Raw genomic sequence first — 18833 nt, forward strand, 5'->3', positions numbered from 1 at the left:
AACTAATCTTCGGTTTCGATAGACGAGTTTGTTTTAGCTTCTTCGGTTTTTATTTTCTTTAATTCTGCTTTCGCCTCGGTTACTACGTCGTCGAAATCTGGAAAATTTTGAATCACACTTTCTAAAATATAGGTGGCTTGAAAAGCATCTTTTAAAGCGTAAAAGTTTTTAGCCATAAGCACCAATCCTTTTGCACTGTAATATTTATAACCAGAAAAATCTTTGGCTAATTTTTGTACCGCCGTGTTAGATGCTTCGTATTTTGCTTCTTTATTTTTAAAATAAGCATTGTAGTATAAAGCTTCGGCAGCAGTTTCGCCAGTAGCCACTTTTTCCACTTCAGCAAATGCTGTTTTGGCTTTAGCTTCATTGTTTGTTTTTATAGCCGAACGTGCAATTATTACGTACGCATCACTTTTTATTTTGTTATCAATTTTAGAGCTAACGAGCACTTTTTCCGCGTAAGCGACTGCTTCGGTATAGTTTTCTAATTGATAATTAGCTTTCATTAAATTGGATTGTGCAAATACCACGTTTTGCGGAAAATTTGCTTCTGCTTCTAATCGTTTTAACACTGGAATAGCATTTTTCCAGTTTTTCTTTTCTAAATGAAACTGCGATAACCGCGTTAATGCTTCTTCGGTATACTCGTTTTGCGCTGCCTCAACGATGTATTGGTAATGCGGTGCTGCATTTTCTAGCAAATCTTTTTTGTAATACAACTGCGCAATGTAAAAATGCGCTTTTAAGGCGTGTAAACCATTAGGAAACTGACTTAAATAGCCGTTAAATTGCTTAATGGCTCTATCGGTATTACCATCTACATATTGTTTTTCGGCAGCCTCGTAGGTTGTATTATCTAAATCGGCATCGGTAATTTCAACATAATCTAAAGTTTTTACCCAAGCGGCATATTCATCTACCTGACCCAAATCGATATAAATTAAACGTGCTGTAGAAACCGCTTGAACAGCTTCTGGTGAACCGGCATAATTACTGGCCACGTTTTTAAATTTAACTAGCGCATCTTGGTTTTGACTTGCATTGTAATAAATTAACCCTTGGCGTAACAAAGCCTTTGGAACAAATGAGCTATTTTTATAGGCTACACTTAATTTATTGTAGGTGGCGTGTGCTTTTTGAGTTTGACCTTCTTTTACATAAGAATTACCAAGTTCGTACATAGCATCGTCACGTAATTTTGAATTTGGATAGGTTTTAATAAATGTTTCTAATTCATGTATTTTTTTTGAAGATTGCCCCGCATAACCAACGCTTAAGGCTTTTTGAAAAAACGCATAATCTGATTCTATTTCGTTTAGCTTTATTGCGTTTTGATAAGCATCGATGGCATTGTTATATTCACTAGACACGAAATAACCATCGCCTAATCGTAAATACGCATCGTTAAGTCTTACTTTATCGTCTTTATGATTGCTAATAAATTGGTTAAAATAAGTTGTAGCCTGAGTATAACTTTTTAGTTTAAAATAGGTATAGGCTAAATTATAATTTAAATTCTCGAATTCTGGTGTTTCTGAAGCTTCTGCCATTTGGCTAAATTGCTTGAAACCAATTAAAGCATCATCGAAATTAGATAAATTATAATCGGCTTCTGCTTTCCAGAATGTGGCACGCGCCGTGTAAATTGGTTCGAGAGATTCTTTTAACGAGGCATCGAACAAATTTTCGGCTTCTAAATAATCATTGTCATTATACAACTCTAAACCACGATAAAACGCTACTTTTTGGTATGCTACTTTATTATCGTAACTATTTTTTCCTTTTAACAGTTTTAAAGCTTCGGCATAGTTTTTAGAAGTTATGTAAGAATCGATTAAAAGCGTTTCAATTTCTTCACGATAACTTGTTTCTGGATATTTTTCTAAATAACCAGCCAAAACTTGAGGTGCCGATTGATACGGATTACCTATTTCGTAACTAATTTTGGCATAATTTAACCAGGCATCTTCTTGAATTTTTAAATCGAAATCCATTTCAGAGGCATTTTTAAATGCATTTAAAGCTTCTTGTTTTTTATCGAGGTGTACATAACTTTCCCCTAAATGATAATACGCGTTTTGGGCTATGCTATTTGTGCCTCCAACAATTTTATTAAACTCGTTAATGGCATTTTCGTATTGTTTTTGCTTATAGTATGTGTAGCCCAGTTGGTAATAATCTGTATTATTCCACTTCGCTGTTTTTTCTCGTTTCCCTTTACGACCTTTATACGCTTTTAAATACGGTAAAGCTTCTTCGTAATTTTCAAGATTAAAATAGCTTTCGCCAATAATTTTTGAAAGTTCGGATACTTCGTTTTCGTCGCCAGAATCTAATCGGTCTTTTGCCAACTCGATGGCTTTTTCAAAATTACCTAGCTTAAAGTTTAAATCGGCTTGATAATACGATAATTTTTCTTTGTAACGTTCTTGGTCGCTAACTTGATCGAAATATTCGTTGGCCTCATCGTAATCGTCGCCTTCGTAAGCCATAAAACCAATATAATACTTAGCTTGCGATCCATATTCTTTAGAGCTTTCAACACGGTTTAAATATTTTTTGGCATCTTTATATTGTTTTACAGAAAACGCCGAATAACCGTTATTAAAGTAAAACTTTTCTTTTTCGCTTCGCCCTAAAGCATTTTCGTTTACTTTACTGTACCATTTTCTGGCATAGGCGTATTTTGAATTTTCGAAATAATAATCGGCTACATCAACATAAGCCGTATTTTTTTTGGTACTTGTTGGATATTCTGCTACGAAATTTTCGACTAATTGGTCGGCATTTTGCTGGTTTAATCGCACCGCACAATTGGCTATGTAATACGCACAGTCTGATTGTAAAATATCTTCTTCGGCCGTTTTTTTAACACTGCTAAACAACGACTGAGCCGCTAAGTATTGCTGATTGTTATAAAGTGATAATGCCTTTTGATAATCGACTAAGTTACTAGTATAAGTGGCCGATTGTTGTGCCATTGTTGGGAAAATAAAACCCAAAACGAGCATGAGGGAAAGTATGTTTTTGTAAATCATTTACAAGTCGTTTTTTAATTTGAGTATTCAAATATAAATGAATCTAAAAAGTATAACGTAACAATTAAGATAGAATTATAAAAACAGGTATTAAATATTAAAATATAGTAAATTAAAATATGTACAACATTAAAATGTAGCGCTCAAAACAATAAAATTTCGGCAATTAGGTTTGTTAGGTTAAACTATAAACTTTAAACTTGTACTTTTAAACCAATATTTCATGTCTAGCCCTATTTTACAATTAAAAGACGCGTCAATTTTTCAAGGTGGAAGTCTCGTTCTTTCTAACATAAACCTAGAAATGAACAAAGGCGATTTTGTGTATTTAATTGGTAAAACAGGCTCTGGAAAAAGTAGTTTTATGAAAACGCTTTACGGCGATTTACCATTAACCGAAGGTGAAGGCAGTATTGTAGATTTTAACTTAAAAACCTTAAAGGAAAAAGAAATTCCGTTTTTACGACGAAAGTTGGGCGTTGTTTTTCAAGATTTTAAATTACTACCTGATAGAAATATTAATGACAATCTGCTTTTTGTTTTAAAAGCCACTGGTTGGAAAGATAAAACCAAAATGACCGCTCGTGTTGATGACGTTTTAACAAAAGTTGATATGAAAACTAAAGGCTTTAAATTTCCTCACGAAATTTCGGGTGGCGAGCAACAACGTGTTGCCATTGCTCGTGCTTTATTAAACCATCCAGAACTTATTTTAGCCGACGAGCCTACTGGAAACTTAGACCCGCAAACCAGTATTGAGGTTATGGAAGTATTGCAAGAACTAAGTAAAAACGGCAATACCATTTTAATGGCCACTCACGACTACGCCCTACTACTTAAATATCCAAGAAAAACGTTAAAATGCGACGAAAACCAAGTTTTTGAAGTGGTACAGCGCAAAAGTTAGCTATGTATAATTTTATAAAACAAAAAGCCAAAACCTTAATTCCGAAATCATTTTTATTTAACAACGAATTATTTCTTCGTTCGTTTTATGGCTATTTTTATAAAGGTAAAAAACACCAGTGTAATATTTGCCAGCACAAACTAAAACGTTTTGTACCTTTAAACGAAAACGATTTACTTTGTCCGTTTTGTGGCAGTATATCTAGAAACCGAAGATTATGGAATATTTTATTAAAGGAAAACTTAATTAACGGGACTATTTTACATTTTTCGCCTTCTAGAAGCTTATACAGAATGCTAAAAAAAGATGATACTATTAATTATTTTAGTACCGATTTTGAAAATGAATTTTTAGCCGATTACCAATTTGATATAACCAAAATCCATAGGCCAGATAATTATTTTGACACCATAATTTGCTATCATATTTTAGAACATATTGTTGATGACAGCAAAGCTATGAGCGAGCTTTATCGTGTTTTAAAACCAAACGGAACAGTATTAATACAAACACCTTTTAAGTCTGGAGAAATTTATGAAGACGCTTCTATAACTTCGCCAGAAGCACGATTAAAACATTTTGGGCAAGAAGATCATGTAAGAGTATACTCTGTTAATGGATTAAAATCTAGATTAGAAAACGCAGGTTTTAAAGTAAACACGCTTGAATTTAACACCAACAACGACGACGAGTTTCATGGCTTTACCTCTCCAGAAATTATATTAAAACTTACTAAATAATGCTTTCGGTATTAATACCAACATACAATTGCAATATAACATCGCTTGTTCATAAAATACACAAGCAAGCAAGCGAGTTAAACGTTGTATTCGAGATCATTTGTATTGACGATTGCTCAACAACCAAAAGCATAAGTGAGGCAAACCAAAACATAAGCAATCTTAAAAACACCAATTACACCATTCTAGATAAAAATGTAGGCAGAAGCGCCATTAGAAACATTTTAGCAAAACAAGCCACATACAATTTATTGCTTTTTATAGATGCTGGTACTATGCCTAAAAATACCGATTTTATTAAAAGCTACCTCAAAGTAAAAAACCACGCCGTAACTTCTGGAGGCATGACCTGTTTAGCAACACCTCCCAACAAACCATATAAATTAAGATGGTTGTACACAAAAAAAAGAGAACACAAAACACTGTGTTCATCGAACTTCATGATTAAAAAAGATGTAATATTAGCGCATCCTTTTGATGAAACTATAACAAGTTATGGCTATGAAGATGTTCTGTTTTTTAAAAACCTTGAGAAACATGATTTTAAAACTCATTTTTTTAACAACCCTGTTGTGCATCATGCCGACGATGATACCTCAACATTTTTAAACAAAACCGACAAAGCATTAAATAATTTAATGATGTTGTATAATGAAAAAAAGATCTTTCCGCATCAGGTTAAACTCTTAAAACTGTATTTAAGTTTAAAAACATTAAAACTTAACGGCTTAATTTATTTAATCTTTAAAATTGTTAAGCCAATTGTGAAAATAAACTTAAATTCAAACAATCCCTCTATTTTATTGTTCGATTTTTATAGAATAAGTTACCTTTGCCGCCATTAATAGTTAACTAATGCCTTTTTTTTCCGTAATTATTCCTTTATATAATAAGGAAAAATATATTGAATCTACTTTAAAAAGTGTTTTAAACCAAGATTTTAAAGACTTTGAAATAATTGTTTTTGATGATGGTAGTACGGACGAAAGTTTAAAAAAGGTTAAGACATTTAACGACGGTCGTATAGTTATTTATAAGCAAAAAAATAAAGGTGTTTCATCTACCCGAAATAATGCCATTAAAGTTGCAAAAGGCCAATATATGGCACTTTTAGATGCCGATGATTATTGGACTCCAAACCATTTAACCGAACTAAAAAATTTAATTAACACTTTTCCAAAAGCTGGGTTATTCTGCAACAACTACAAAGTTATTTACAACAACAAGGTTTCTTTACCTGCCAAATTCAACTTTAATTATGGAAATGATTATGTTATTGTAGAAGACTTTTTTAAAGCCAGCATAATTAACTGTGTGGCTTGGACTTCATCGGTGTGTTTTTCAAAAGACACTTTTCTTGATATTGGCGGTTTTCAACCTCACTTAAAAACAGCTCAAGACCTCGATTTATGGATTAGACTTGCTTTAAAACATCAAGTGGCTTTTAACCCTAACATTACCATGCATTATAAGCTTTATGTGAAAAACAGCTTATCGAAAAGTGAAGATAATTTTAATAGTATTAGGTACGATTTTATTTCTAGCTTCGCTAAAATTGAAGCTACCAACCCTTCTTTGAAATTATATTTAGATATTAACCGCTATTCTGTAGCACTGCGTTCTCGCGTAAATAATAATAACGCACTTTACAAAAAGTTAAAAAGCGAAATAGACCTAAACAACTTAAATTTTAAGCAGAAATTACTTTTAAACTCACCTAAATCTATCTTAATTAAATTTAGAAGTTTTCAAAAGTTTTTATTAAACAATAACATTTACTTAACTGCCTACAAATAGTTTAAAAGCTTCAAAATCTCTTATATAGTCCGACTCATCAAACACATCAGAAGCCAAAACTAAACACACTGCGCCCGATGAAAAATTTTCAATCTCTCTCCAAACCCCAGTAGGAATTAACAACCCTTTGTTAGGCTTATTAAGCATTATTGTTATTTTTTCGCTTCCATCATCTAAAACCACATCAAAACTACCACTAACGGCAATTAACACTTCCATTTGTTGTTTATGCGCGTGTCCTCCTCTATAAGCATCGCTAGGCACATCATATAGATAGTAAACACGATTTATTTTAAAAGGGATGATATCTTTTTCTATTACAGATAAATTTCCCCTAGGATCTGAAATTTTAGGAATATCTATTAGCTTAACGTCCTTATTCATTGAGTAAAATTTTTTGCCAATGTAATGCTATTTTATCAGTACTCAAATGTTTCACACTTTGTATTGCGTTTTCCTTACACCTCGTGTATAAGTTTTTATCATCAACAAACCTATTCATAGCTTTCGATAGAGCCAAACTATTATTTTGTTCTATCAACAAACCATTACTTTCATTAATTATAATTTCTTTAGGGCCCGATTTGCAATCGACCGATATTACTGGTGTGCCAAGAGCTAAGGACTCAGTTACCGACCTGGGAAAACCTTCATAATTACTGGTTAAAACAGTAAACATAGCGTTTTTAATATAATTTTTAGGATTAGGCTTAAAAGGTATAAACACGACATAATCGAGCAAATTGTGTTCTTTTACCTTTTCTTTCAGCAAATTTAAATCTGGACCCGACCCCAAAATAATTAATTTAATATTGTACTGTGGTAATTTTGAAGCCTTATACCCATCAATTAAAAGCGACAAATTTTTTGAGCGCTCTTGTATTCTACCAAAAAATAAGATGTATTTCAAGTTAGGCGTGTTCTTTAATTCTTGTACTTCAACTTCTTCCTCAGTTTTAATCGGATTATATATTCTAACCACATTTTTAAAACCCATTTTACGCTCTATCTCCTCCTTTATTTCGTTACTTACCGCAACAAAGTTTTCTACCCCTCCAAAAATTATACGAGCTTTTGTTCTATTTTTAGGCAGATAAGTATTTAGGTTAAAACTTCTAATAACTGTTACAATTTTTGCCTTACTAAATACCAAACGATACAATAAAAACTCCTTAAAAAAACTGCTATGCGGCCTATTATCTATAACATAATTAAATTGATGTTTTTTTAAATATGCCCGCAGTACTTTTAATTTCCTCCAATTGTTATTACTACCATTAATTTCTTTTTCTAAATTAAAAAGTGTTCCGGAAAATGGATATTCTACCCTGTTTTTAGTTGAAATTACATGTACATTATAACCTAAACTAAATAACATTTGCGACAACAATGCTGCCGATCGTTCAGCGCCTCCAGCGGCTAATGAGGTGGTTACAATACACACGTTTAGCATTTCGTAAAAAAAAGATTTTAATTAAATATATTTACGCAAAGATTGACAAAGGTAATAAATGAATATTTTATTAATAGGAGAATTTAGTAGACTTCATAACTCATTAAAGGAAGGCCTACTAGCCTTAGGACATAAGGTAACAATAGTTGGAACTGGCGATGGCTTTAAAGACTATCCTGTAGATATTTATATTAAAAATGTTTTTTTTAAACATCGTTTTTTATTTTTTATCGCCAAACTTATCCATCGAATTACAGGTATAAGTTTAATAAAAATTGAAAACAGCTACAGATACTACAAACTCTTACCTAAATTAAAAAACTATGATATTGTTCAACTAATAAACGAAAACAGCCTTAAAACAAATCCTAGAGTTGAAATTTGGTTATTAAAAAAAATAATTAATCAGAATAAAAAAATATTTTTATTATCCTGTGGAGCAGACTACTCAAGCGTATCATTCGCAAACAAGAAGCATTTAAAATATTCCATTCTTTCCCCTCTTGAAACGAACAAAAAATTAAGAAAAAAGTACCGTCCTATTTTACGTTACTTAAAACCTTCGTTTAAAAAACTACATCATTTCTTATTTGAAAATATTAACGGCGTAATAGCCACAGATTTAGATTATCATTTACCGCTATTAAACCATCCTAAATATTTAGGACTAATCCCCAACCCAATTAATACTGATAAAATAAATTTTATTGAAAATACCGTTTCTAAAAAAATAAAAATCTTTCACGGCATAAACTTAGCAAACTACGAAAAAAAAGGAAACTTGTTTTTTGATGAAGCTCTGGCCATTATAAAAGAAAAATACCCTGATGAAGTCGATATTATAATAACAAATAGCATTCCTTATAAAACCTACATTAACTTATATAACAATTGCAATGTGCTTCTAGACCAAATATACTCGTACGACCAAGGATACAATGCTTTGGAGGCCATGTGTAAGGGCAAAGTAGTTTTTACAGGCGCAGAAGAAGAATGGTTAGAATTTTACAAGGTACAACCCAACACAATTGCTATTAATACCATTCCTGATGCAAAAGAGATTGCAAATAAATTAGAGTGGCTAATTCTAAATCCTGATAAGGTTAATGAAATTAGTAAAAACGCCCGTGCTTTTATTGAAAAAGAACATCATTACAAAAAAATTGCTCAAAAATATATTGATACTTGGAACCGGAACTAAAAAAGTATTTTGAATTTATAAAGAAAAACACCGGTTATTTCTAAAAGTTTTTAATTTTTAAATTTTTATCCATTCTTTGTTGCTCTCCTTCCCAATTCCTTCTAATATTTCTTTTTAATAATTTTGCAGGAATGCCTCCCAATAGCACATTAGACCCTAAGTTTGTATAGTCTTTAGTACATAAAGTATTTGATGCGATTGAAGTATTTGTGCTCGTTTTTGTTCCTTTCATTATTGTAACTCTATTAGAGATAAAATTAAAATCTCCAATTTCTATGGGTTGCGTCATAGGGATATTCTCTCCAGTTTCTAAATCAATCATTTCATGAAAATTAGTATCAATAATTTGACATTCTGACCCCAATCTTGCATAATCTCCTAATTCAATTCTATTTGTACAAATAATTTTTCCCTTTGAAGCAACCGAAGACATATCTCCAAATTTACATGTAGCCTTAGCTCCTACAAACAAGAACACATCTTTACCTAATTGGCAATAATCTTTAAATACTAATTTACCTTTCACATTAATTTCAGTTAAGCCACAATTCGCTTTATTCTTTTCATAAGATTGCCCAATACCAATCATTCCTGTTTTAATAGGAGCTTCAATAATTACGTCGCCAGACAAATCAGTAATTTTGATAGGCCCATAAATAACAACAGGCAGTTTTTTTGCAACACCTAAAGGAAACATTTTAAAATTAAAATATATTGTTTTAAGCCAATTAACAGAGTAATACAGCTTAACCTTATTTTTTAGTTTTCTCAAAACTATTCGAATCATTTTTTTATCTTATTTTTTAATAAGGCTATTAAATTTAATTTTTTATCAAGATGATACACTGAAACTCCAATCGACACCAGCAAAATTATAATTAAAACCAAAAATTTTAGAACAGGATTACCGATAAAAGTACTTAAATAAGCTACACCAGAAAGCACAAAACTTTGAGAAAAAATTATAATTACCTCTTTATTGAAAGTTATATGATATCGATATTTTAGCACTAAAGAAATTATAATGTAATGTATAATATAATAAACCACAAAACTAACACCTAGCCCAAATAACCCATAAAAATTATACCCGTAAATATTTAAAATTAGCAGCAAGGTATTAAAACCAATAGCGGTTTTAATAAACACCTTAGAGTCGCCTTTTGCAATTATAACGTAGCCCTTGGACCAAGATAAAGCTTTAAATAAAGTTCCTAACAAGGCTAAGGAAACAAATGCAACAATTGGTAAAAACTCTTTCGAATAAAGCAACCTAATAATAATTTGAGCAAAAGCAATAAAAAATATCACTATTGGTGCCAAAAATAAAATAGCTATTAAAGCTTGCTGACTTACTTTTTCTTCAATTAACTTTTTATTATTTATGGTTTCGGATAGTCTTGGAAAGTAATCCTTACTCATGGCATTAAAAACAATACCAACATACGAATTAACAATTACAATGGCTGCGTTATAAAACCCCACTTGCGTTAATCCTCCAACAGTAGTTATATACACTTGCATAACATAGGCCACCACTAAAGATATTAAACTGTTAATACTTAGCACCGCGCCAAGTTTAATCATAGCTTTACCTTTTGCAAAGGTTTTTAAGTAAGATTGTTTAGGTAACTTTAATCTCGTGAATCTTGAAAAGTATGCTGAAATTATAAAAGTAACTAGCGAAACAAGTATAATTGATGGAACAATGCCTTTTAATTGAAAAAAATAATAACAAGGCACCACGATAATAACACTTGCTATACTGGCTATTAAATTTGAGAAAGCTAATTCTCGTAAGCGTCGTAATCCTTGAAAAACAGCTAAATTACCAACTGTTAACTGATTAAATAAAACCGCGATAGACAACCAAAAAAAAGAAAAAACATAGTTAGCATTACCGAACGTTAAATCGCTTAAAAACCCAGATAGAAAAATAGTTGTTAAAGCACCTAAAAGGCCTGTAAACCATAAAATACGCTTTAACGTAAAAATAATGCCGTTAACTTTATTGGTATCACCTTCTTTATTCGCATAAGCAATGTCTTTAACCGCACTCGTGTCTAGCCCTATTTTAGAAATTCCAGAAATTAAATTTATAACCGCATTAAGCGCACCCAAAATACCAATTCCTACAGGGCCAATAAAAATAGCTGCAAATTTAGATCGAGCTGCAGATGCTATGATATTTAGCAACTGAACGCTACTAAAAAGAGATGTTGACGCAAATACTTGTCTGTATGATTTTTGAGTGTTTTGCATAAAAAACCTAAAAAATTTAATATTTACGTTAAAAAGCTATTTAATTAATACAAATTGATGGTGTTTACAATAATTCCCTGTTCTTTCGCATTTAACAAAGGGTTTATAGGAATACTAACAATATATTTATGTAATTGTTCGGTTATAGGTAATTTTAAATGAGCATACGCTTTTAAAGCCTTTTGTTTATGTAAAGGTACAGGGTAATGTATGTTCGTTTCTACTCCATTTTGCAATAAAAAAGCTCTAAACTTTTCTTGATCCTTAACCTTAACTACGAATTGATGAAATACATGATCTTCTTTTCCAGAGTAATAAGGTAATTCTACTTTGTTGTTTTTAATATTCGCTATAAAACATTTTGCTATCGCCCTTCTTTTCTCATTATCGGCATCTAGCTGTTTTAATTTTACGCTTAAAAATGACGCCTGAATTTCATCTAATCTAGAATTTACTCCCACAAAATCACTCACATACTTTTGAGTTGTACCATAATTTCTTAACTTAAAAATGGTTTCTGCTAATTTTTTATCGTTCGATGTTACGCAGCCTCCATCTCCCAAGGCGCCTAAATTTTTAGTAGGATAAAAACTAAAGGCTGCAGCATGACCAAAACTTCCTGCTTTAATGCCATTTTTTACTGCGCCATGAGCTTGGGCCGCATCTTCAACAATAATTAAATTATGCTTTTTTGAAATATCTCTAAACAAATCAACGTCAACCATTTGTCCGTAAAGATGCACGGCTAATATGGCTTTAGTTTTATTAGTTATTGCTTGCTTTATACTTGTAACGCTAATGTTAAACGTACTAGGATTTGGTTCTACTAAAACAGGCTTTAAGCCAGCATTTAAAACACCAAGAACACAAGCAATATAAGTGTTTGCCGGAACTATAACTTCGTCGTTATCCTTTAACTTACCTAAAATTTTATAAGCTTTAAATATTAACGTAATAGCATCAAGCCCGTTTGCAGTGCCTATACTGTATTTTGTACCGCAAAACTTAGCAAATTCCTTTTCAAAGTGAGAGACCTTATCGCCTAAAATATACTGTCCAGAGTTTAAAAACGACTTAAAAACATCGTTAAAATCGGCTTCATAGGCTGCATTTATTTTTTTTAAGTCTAAAAACTTAATCATTGCATTACAGAGTTTAACAATTTGTAATTAGCCGTTTTAACAGAAAAAACTTCCTGCACCACTGTGCGAGCTCCAAAACCTTCTTTCCAAAATTGAAGTCCTTTATTTACAGCTCTACCATGGTTTGCGTTAGAGGAACCAAAATCAAAAAATGATTTATCTACAAAAACATCATTTATTAATTTCTCGAATAAAAAATCTAAACTTCCTAAGGTGTTTTTATCCAAATTTCCTGAAATATATTGACAATGCGCCACATTTTTAGTAATAAACATGGTTGTTCCTGCAACTAAAGCGCCTTCGTGATACACGTTATATTGTTTTATGTTCTCTGGAAAATGGTTGTGCAATTGTTTAATTTCATCTAAACTATGCACAGGTAATGCACCATGTTTTCTATTTAAATTTGGTATTAAAATGTTATTCCAAAACGCATCAAGATCACTAGATTCCTCAACCTTTAAATTATGTTTAACACCGCGCTTTACGCCTTCTAGCCTGTTATTAGAAATAGCTATTTTATGACGCTGGTTAACTACCGATAAACTTTCCTTTTTAACTAACTCTGCCTGAAGTAAAAACAACAAATAACTCAACTCGTCATTAGGTAAATCACAATAAATTAAAGGCATTAGTTTAATTTCTAAATGACTAATATTTTCGCTATTTAAAAACGCTAGCAAACTAGAAAACACCTCTAAAACTTCATTAAATTTAACATCGCTTTTTAAAACAAGACCTCCATATGTTAAACCTTGATGCGAATAAACCGTATGTGAATTTCGATTTGCCGGAAGCAATGCTACCAACGTATTTTTTTTAAAAACCATTAATGAAAAATCGGTAAACCTATCCGCATGATATTCCATAAAATTTCTATGAAATAAAAAGGTTGCATTTTTACTGTTGCGTATAAAGTTATTCCATACATCAAAATAATTTGAATGGTACTTTATTACAGTAAAATTATTCATAAAAATAGTAAGTTAATGGTTTTAAAACTTTTATAACTCTTCAATATTATCATTATCTAATCCAAAAAACGAACTACTAAAAATAAGCAATATCATACCGTAATACATAGCATAACTAACAAAATGAGCGACTACCACACCTTTAACTCCTCCAAGCAGATTAACAAAATACACACTGGTAATGTAAAGTATTACAATTAAAAAAGCTTCTGTTAAAACATAGTGCCAAAACATTTTTTTGGCCAAAAATTGATAAGCAATAATTATAGAAAGTACTTTAATAAAATCGCCCAAAAGTTGCCAAAAGAACAAGTCTTCTACAGGCAGAAATTCTTCCGTAAAAACAGCTAAAATAATATATTTTTTAAGTAAAAATATAAGCACTAATCCTAAAGTAAGAAAGGGCACAATTGTTTTATAAAAATGCCAAACTTCTTTTTTAAACGCTTTGGTTGTTTTTATTTCAGAAAAGCGAGGCAACAAATAAAGTGATATTAAAGAGCTAACAAACATTAAGTAATATTTCGAGAGACGCGTTATAGCTTCCCAAAACCCTGCCTCCTTATAACCTACATTATCAATAATATAAGAGCGTATAGCAATAGTTACCAAAGGCAATAACACCGCAGGAAACAAAGCCATTACAGCATAAGAACTCATTTTTTTATACATTTTAAAGCTCACTGCTTTCACCTGTATATTTGGCAACATACTCCTTCTGTTAATAATACCTACGAGCGTTATTAAAAAAATAATCGACTCTGCAATTACTACAGAAATTAAAGCCCCTTTTAGTTTTTCTTGATAGATTAAAATTAAGGCAATACTCACGCTTAGTATTTGCCCTATAATATTAATAATAATAAGAATTTTATACTTTGAAAACCCATTCATTATAGAAAACGAGAACATATTTAAAGCATAAAAAGGTAAGGCTATGGCAAATATTTTTATTATATAACCATAATCATTATAACTCGGAAAAATAATGGCGTTTATCCATTCTGAAGCAAAATAACAGAAACAGGCCACTATAATTGTAGAAATAAACCCAAAATAATATGCTGTAGAAAGTGTTTTGGTAAGGGACTTGGCATTTTCTTTAAAAACCGAAATATATTGTACAACACCCTTATACAACCCTTGAGTTGCTATGGTTTGAAATGCTGCCACAAAATTTCGTAAGTTTCCAATAAGTGCCAAACCAAATGGTCCAACCATTACGGCAATAGCTTTCGAGGTTAGCAGGCCCGCTATTATTCTGGTAATTATAGAAACCATTTGTAGCGAAGCTATTTTTACTAAAACTTTATCGTTTATATAGGCTATTAATTTTCTCAATTAATAATTTTTGGTTTGGTCGGTTAATTTTATAACGTAATTATTAACCTAATATTCTAAATGTAAACAATACAATGCAGCTAAATATACAAATCATTTAGATTTATCATAATTTTATACCTATGAGATAACCAAGTTTCCGATAAAAAGCAGATATTTTTACTTTTTAACGATGTAATATAAATTAATGAAAAAAATGGCCAAATTCGTAATAATAATTGGCTTAGAAAGTGGTGTAAGTAAAAAACCATAGCATACAAATAGTAAACATCCTATACAGTTTACAATTCGTAAACGGGTAACCGCTTTCATTAAAAACGAAGTTAAAACAGTAGCAGTGGCTAGATAACCTAGCCACTCTACCCAATGTATTCCCAAAAAGTCCATATATTAATTAAATAGACTTATTACGTTTTCTATCTACTTCTTTTAAGTATATTTTACGTAAACGTAAGTGGTTTGGTGTTACCTCTACGTATTCGTCTTTTTGTATGTATTCTAAAGCTTCTTCTAAAGAGAATTTAATTGCAGGAACAATTTTAGCTTTATCATCGGCACCTGCACTACGTACGTTACTTAACTTTTTAGTTTTAGTTACGTTAACCGTCATATCGTCTTGACGCGAGTTTTCACCAATTACCTGTCCTTCATAAATATCTTCACCCGGATCTATAAAAAACTTACCTCTATCTTGTAATTTATCAATAGAATAAGGAATTGCTGTACCATTTTCCATAGATACTAACGACCCATTTTGGCGCTCAGGAATACCACCTTTTAATGGTTGATACTCTTTAAAACGGTGTGCCATAATAGCCTCACCAGCAGTTGCTGTAAGTAATTGGTTACGTAAACCAATAATACCACGCGATGGTACAATAAATTCGCAAACCATACGCTCACCTTTAGCTTCCATACTGGTCATTTCACCTTTACGCATCGTTACTAACTCTACCGCTTTACCCGAAACGTTTTCTGGCAAATCAATAGTCATTTCTTCAACAGGCTCACATTTTACACCATCAATTTCTTTTATAATTACTTGCGGTTGTCCAATCTGTAGTTCGTAACCTTCACGACGCATGGTTTCAATTAAAACCGATAAGTGTAATACACCACGACCAAAAACCATAAATTTATCGGCACTATCTGTTTCTTCAACACGTAAAGCTAAGTTTTTCTCAAGTTCTTTGGTTAAACGCTCTTTAATATGTCTAGAGGTTACAAACTTTCCGTCTTTACCAAAAAACGGCGAATCGTTAATTGTAAAAAGCATACTCATTGTAGGCTCATCAATGGCAATGGTTTTTAAACCTTCAGGGTTTTCAAAATCGGCAACAGTATCACCAATTTCAAAACCATCTAAACCAACAATAGCACAAATATCACCTGTTTGTACTTCATCAACTTTAATTCTTCCTAAACCTTCAAAAACGTGTAATTCTTTAATTCTATTTTTAACCATAGAACCATCACGCTTCACTAAAGTAATTTGTTGATTAACCTTTAATTCACCACGCGTTAAACGCCCAATAGCAATACGTCCTGTAAAGCTAGAAAAGTCTAACGAAGTAATAAGCATTTGGGTTGTTCCTTCTTCAATTTTAGGTTCTGGAATATGCTCAATTACCATATCAAGTAATGGCTCAATATTTTCAGTTGGCTTTTGCCAATCTTCGCTCATCCAGTTATTTTTAGCACTACCATAAACCGTTGGGAAATCTAACTGCCACTCCTCTGCCCCAAGCTCGAACATTAAATCGAATACTTTTTCATGCACCTCATCTGGCGTACAGTTTTCTTTATCAACTTTATTTACAACCACGCAAGGTTTTAAACCTAAATCAATCGCTTTTTGTAACACAAAACGCGTTTGTGGCATTGGCCCTTCAAAAGCATCAACTAACAATAACACACCATCAGCCATATTTAAAACACGTTCAACTTCTCCACCAAAATCGGCGTGACCAGGCGTATCAATAATATTAATTTTAGTGTCTTTATATTTAACCGATACGTTTTTAGAAGTAATTGTTATTCCTCTTTCACGCTCTAAATCGTTATTATCTAAAATTAAATCGCCAGTATTTTCATTTTCTCTAAATAACTGACAGTGATACATAATTTTATCAACCAAAGTTGTTTTACCGTGGTCAACGTGTGCAATAATTGCAATGTTTTTTATAGTAGCCATAATAGTGCTTATTTTAAGGGCGCAAAGGTAGTTATAAATTATCGATATTCAACACATTTTTTTTATTTGGGCATTACCCTTTGCAACCCACAAACAGTTTAACCTAACACAATGTTTATTAATAGGTTGCAAAGGGTCGCGCTTTCACTACTCGCGCTCTGCGAGGCGCTCAAACATGCCGTTCAATCGCTAATGCGCATATTTGCCAAGGTAAATTTCTTAAATCGTAAAATCGAACCTATTAAATTCGGGCATTAGTAGTATCTTTGTTCTATTAAATTTTAAATTGCACATGAAGCTTCAAGACATTCCTAAAATAAAACATACAAGTAATACTAATTTCTTTTTACTATGTGGTCCTTGTGCCATAGAAGGTGAAGATATGGCTATGCGTATTGCCGAAAAAGTAGTAAACATAACCAACAAATTAGAAATTCCGTATGTATTTAAAGGAAGTTTCAAAAAAGCCAACCGTAGCCGAATAGATAGTTTTACAGGCATAGGCGACGAAAAAGCACTTGAGATTTTGGCTAAAGTTTCAGAAAAATTTGATGTACCCACCGTTACCGATATTCACGAAGTTAGCGATGCCGCCAAAGCCGCTCAATATGTCGATGTTTTACAAATACCTGCCTTTTTAGTGCGCCAAACCGATTTGGTTGTTGCTGCTGCCCAAACAGGTAAAGTGGTAAACCTTAAAAAAGGACAATTTATGAGCCCTGAAGCCATGAAACACGCCGTACAAAAAGTTAAAGATGCTGGTAGCGATAAAGCTTGGATAACCGATCGAGGTACTATGTTTGGTTACCAAGACATGATTGTAGATTTTCGAGGCATCCCAACCATGAAACAATACGCTCCTGTGGTTTTAGATGTTACACATTCTTTACAACAACCTAATCAAACAGCAGGTGTAACAGGTGGTCGCCCAGACATGATTGAAACCATTGCCCGCGCCGGTGTAGTAAATAATATTGATGGTTTGTTTATTGAAACCCACTTCGATCCTGCGAATGCAAAAAGCGACGGTGCCAATATGTTGCATTTAGATAATCTGGAAGGTTTACTAACCCGATTGGTAGAAATTAAAAAACTAGTAAGCAGTTTTTAAATAAACCAAGCTTTTTTACTCGCTTTAAGTTTTGTTGCAGCTGCAATTAACAAAGTTTCAAATTCCTGTTGATTAAAATCTTCAAGGCTATAAACTTGTAACGAACGTACTTGTTTGCGTTTATTGTCGTTTTTTAATTCTGGAAACTCAGGCTCCAATAAAATGCCTTGTACAAAAGCCACATCAACATAAGTTTTTCCTTTTAAGATGTTAAGATAAAGTAGCGGCTTTTTATCAATGCGATAAAACGGAATTTTGTAACTGTAGTACTCTTCTGCTTCTGGTAACGTTTTTAAAATTACACTCCGCAAGTAAAGCATTATAGACTGGTATGGCTGTTTTTGATTTAAAAAATATTGATCAACCGACTTCATTCAGACTTATATTCTTCCAATAAAATAAAACACTAGAATAAAGAGGCTCTGGCGTTTCTGGCGAAATTTCAAAATAACTTTTGCTAACATAAAAATTAAAAACCAAACAATTATAATCTGCACAACATGCTTCTATCTGGTTTTCAATTAAAAATTTGGTCATTTTTTTTCTAAACTCATATTCAATTTCGAGTTTATTACGCAAGTCATTTTCGTTAAAACTTACATTTGGTAGCCAGTTAATTTTCATTTTCTTGAGAGAGATTAAAAACCAAACAAAAACAACATCTTCACAC

Annotated in this window: 17 protein-coding genes; 6 read left to right on the forward strand and 11 right to left on the reverse strand. The window is 32.1% G+C overall.

The window, feature by feature from the left end; all coding sequences use genetic code 11:
• Positions 1 to 2 precede the first annotated feature (2 nt).
• Complete coding sequence (locus LG651_RS11545; RefSeq protein WP_226696282.1) at positions 3 to 3041, reverse strand: tetratricopeptide repeat protein; 3039 nt, start codon at positions 3039 to 3041, stop codon at positions 3 to 5.
• Between the two features lie 223 nt (positions 3042 to 3264).
• On the opposite strand from LG651_RS11545, the gene LG651_RS11550 reads away from it, so the two are divergent.
• The 4 genes from LG651_RS11550 to LG651_RS11565 are packed head-to-tail and all read left to right on the forward strand — an operon-like array spanning position 3265 to position 6485.
• The gene (locus tag LG651_RS11550) at positions 3265 to 3948 is read left to right on the forward strand and encodes a cell division ATP-binding protein FtsE (RefSeq protein WP_226696283.1); all 684 of its coding nucleotides are present in this window, start codon (positions 3265 to 3267) and stop codon (positions 3946 to 3948) included.
• 2 nt (positions 3949 to 3950) lie between these two features.
• Positions 3951 to 4688 (forward strand): class I SAM-dependent methyltransferase, encoded by a 738-nt coding sequence (locus LG651_RS11555; RefSeq protein WP_226696284.1) that lies wholly within the window; start codon positions 3951 to 3953, stop codon positions 4686 to 4688.
• On the forward strand, positions 4688 to 5533 hold the full coding sequence (locus LG651_RS11560) for a glycosyltransferase family 2 protein (RefSeq protein WP_226696285.1): 846 nt from the start codon (positions 4688 to 4690) through the stop codon (positions 5531 to 5533). The genes LG651_RS11555 and LG651_RS11560 overlap by 1 nt, the downstream gene beginning before the upstream one ends.
• A 10-nt stretch (positions 5534 to 5543) precedes the next feature.
• A complete protein-coding gene (locus LG651_RS11565) occupies positions 5544 to 6485 on the forward strand; it encodes a glycosyltransferase family 2 protein (RefSeq protein WP_226696286.1) in 942 nt (313 codons plus the stop codon).
• Here the strand turns inward: LG651_RS11565 and LG651_RS11570 are convergent.
• Positions 6468 to 6869 (reverse strand): sugar 3,4-ketoisomerase, encoded by a 402-nt coding sequence (locus LG651_RS11570; protein ID WP_226696287.1) that lies wholly within the window; start codon positions 6867 to 6869, stop codon positions 6468 to 6470. The genes LG651_RS11565 and LG651_RS11570 overlap by 18 nt on opposite strands.
• Positions 6862 to 7938 carry a glycosyltransferase gene (locus LG651_RS11575; RefSeq protein WP_226696288.1) on the reverse strand — a complete coding sequence of 359 codons (1077 nt, stop codon included), beginning with the start codon at positions 7936 to 7938 and terminating at the stop codon, positions 6862 to 6864. The genes LG651_RS11570 and LG651_RS11575 overlap by 8 nt, the downstream gene beginning before the upstream one ends.
• Positions 7939 to 7996: 58 nt before the next feature.
• Between LG651_RS11575 and LG651_RS11580 the strand changes: the two genes are divergently transcribed.
• The gene (locus tag LG651_RS11580; protein WP_226696289.1) at positions 7997 to 9139 is read left to right on the forward strand and encodes a glycosyltransferase family protein; all 1143 of its coding nucleotides are present in this window, start codon (positions 7997 to 7999) and stop codon (positions 9137 to 9139) included.
• Positions 9140 to 9179: 40 nt separating this feature from the next.
• Here LG651_RS11580 and LG651_RS11585 read toward each other — a convergent pair whose 3' ends face one another.
• The 6 genes from LG651_RS11585 to typA all read right to left on the reverse strand — a co-directional run bounded on the left by LG651_RS11585 (position 9180) and on the right by typA (position 17052).
• Positions 9180 to 9926 carry an acyltransferase gene (locus LG651_RS11585; RefSeq protein ID WP_226696290.1) on the reverse strand — a complete coding sequence of 249 codons (747 nt, stop codon included), beginning with the start codon at positions 9924 to 9926 and terminating at the stop codon, positions 9180 to 9182.
• Positions 9923 to 11401 (reverse strand): oligosaccharide flippase family protein, encoded by a 1479-nt coding sequence (locus tag LG651_RS11590; RefSeq protein ID WP_226696291.1) that lies wholly within the window; start codon positions 11399 to 11401, stop codon positions 9923 to 9925. The genes LG651_RS11585 and LG651_RS11590 overlap by 4 nt, the downstream gene beginning before the upstream one ends.
• Positions 11402 to 11445: 44 nt before the next feature.
• A complete protein-coding gene (locus tag LG651_RS11595; RefSeq protein WP_226696292.1) occupies positions 11446 to 12543 on the reverse strand; it encodes a DegT/DnrJ/EryC1/StrS family aminotransferase in 1098 nt (365 codons plus the stop codon).
• Positions 12540 to 13517, reverse strand: a complete 978-nt coding sequence (locus LG651_RS11600) for a GNAT family N-acetyltransferase (RefSeq protein ID WP_226696293.1) — start codon at positions 13515 to 13517, stop codon at positions 12540 to 12542. Before LG651_RS11600 ends, LG651_RS11595 begins: the two co-directional genes overlap by 4 nt.
• A 30-nt stretch (positions 13518 to 13547) precedes the next feature.
• Positions 13548 to 14858, reverse strand: coding sequence for an O-antigen translocase (locus tag LG651_RS11605; protein WP_226696294.1), 1311 nt, complete (start codon positions 14856 to 14858; stop codon positions 13548 to 13550).
• Between the two features lie 394 nt (positions 14859 to 15252).
• Positions 15253 to 17052 carry a translational GTPase TypA gene (gene typA / locus LG651_RS11615; protein WP_226696296.1) on the reverse strand — a complete coding sequence of 600 codons (1800 nt, stop codon included), beginning with the start codon at positions 17050 to 17052 and terminating at the stop codon, positions 15253 to 15255.
• A gap of 292 nt (positions 17053 to 17344) precedes the next feature.
• Here typA and kdsA point away from each other — a divergent pair, with 292 nt between their 5' ends.
• Positions 17345 to 18163 carry a 3-deoxy-8-phosphooctulonate synthase gene (gene kdsA, locus LG651_RS11620; RefSeq protein ID WP_226543999.1) on the forward strand — a complete coding sequence of 273 codons (819 nt, stop codon included), beginning with the start codon at positions 17345 to 17347 and terminating at the stop codon, positions 18161 to 18163.
• On the opposite strand, the gene LG651_RS11625 is transcribed toward kdsA, so the two are convergent.
• Together LG651_RS11625 and LG651_RS11630 are read right to left on the reverse strand one after the other, a co-directional pair.
• The gene (locus LG651_RS11625; RefSeq protein WP_226696297.1) at positions 18160 to 18537 is read right to left on the reverse strand and encodes a DUF1801 domain-containing protein; all 378 of its coding nucleotides are present in this window, start codon (positions 18535 to 18537) and stop codon (positions 18160 to 18162) included. The genes kdsA and LG651_RS11625 overlap by 4 nt on opposite strands.
• Positions 18524 to 18787, reverse strand: coding sequence for a hypothetical protein (locus LG651_RS11630; RefSeq protein WP_226696298.1), 264 nt, complete (start codon positions 18785 to 18787; stop codon positions 18524 to 18526). The genes LG651_RS11625 and LG651_RS11630 overlap by 14 nt, the downstream gene beginning before the upstream one ends.
• Positions 18788 to 18833 lie beyond the last annotated feature (46 nt).

Origin of the sequence: Neotamlana sargassicola, assembly GCF_020523965.1 — a bacterium.
Lineage (GTDB): Bacteria > Bacteroidota > Bacteroidia > Flavobacteriales > Flavobacteriaceae > Neotamlana > Neotamlana sargassicola.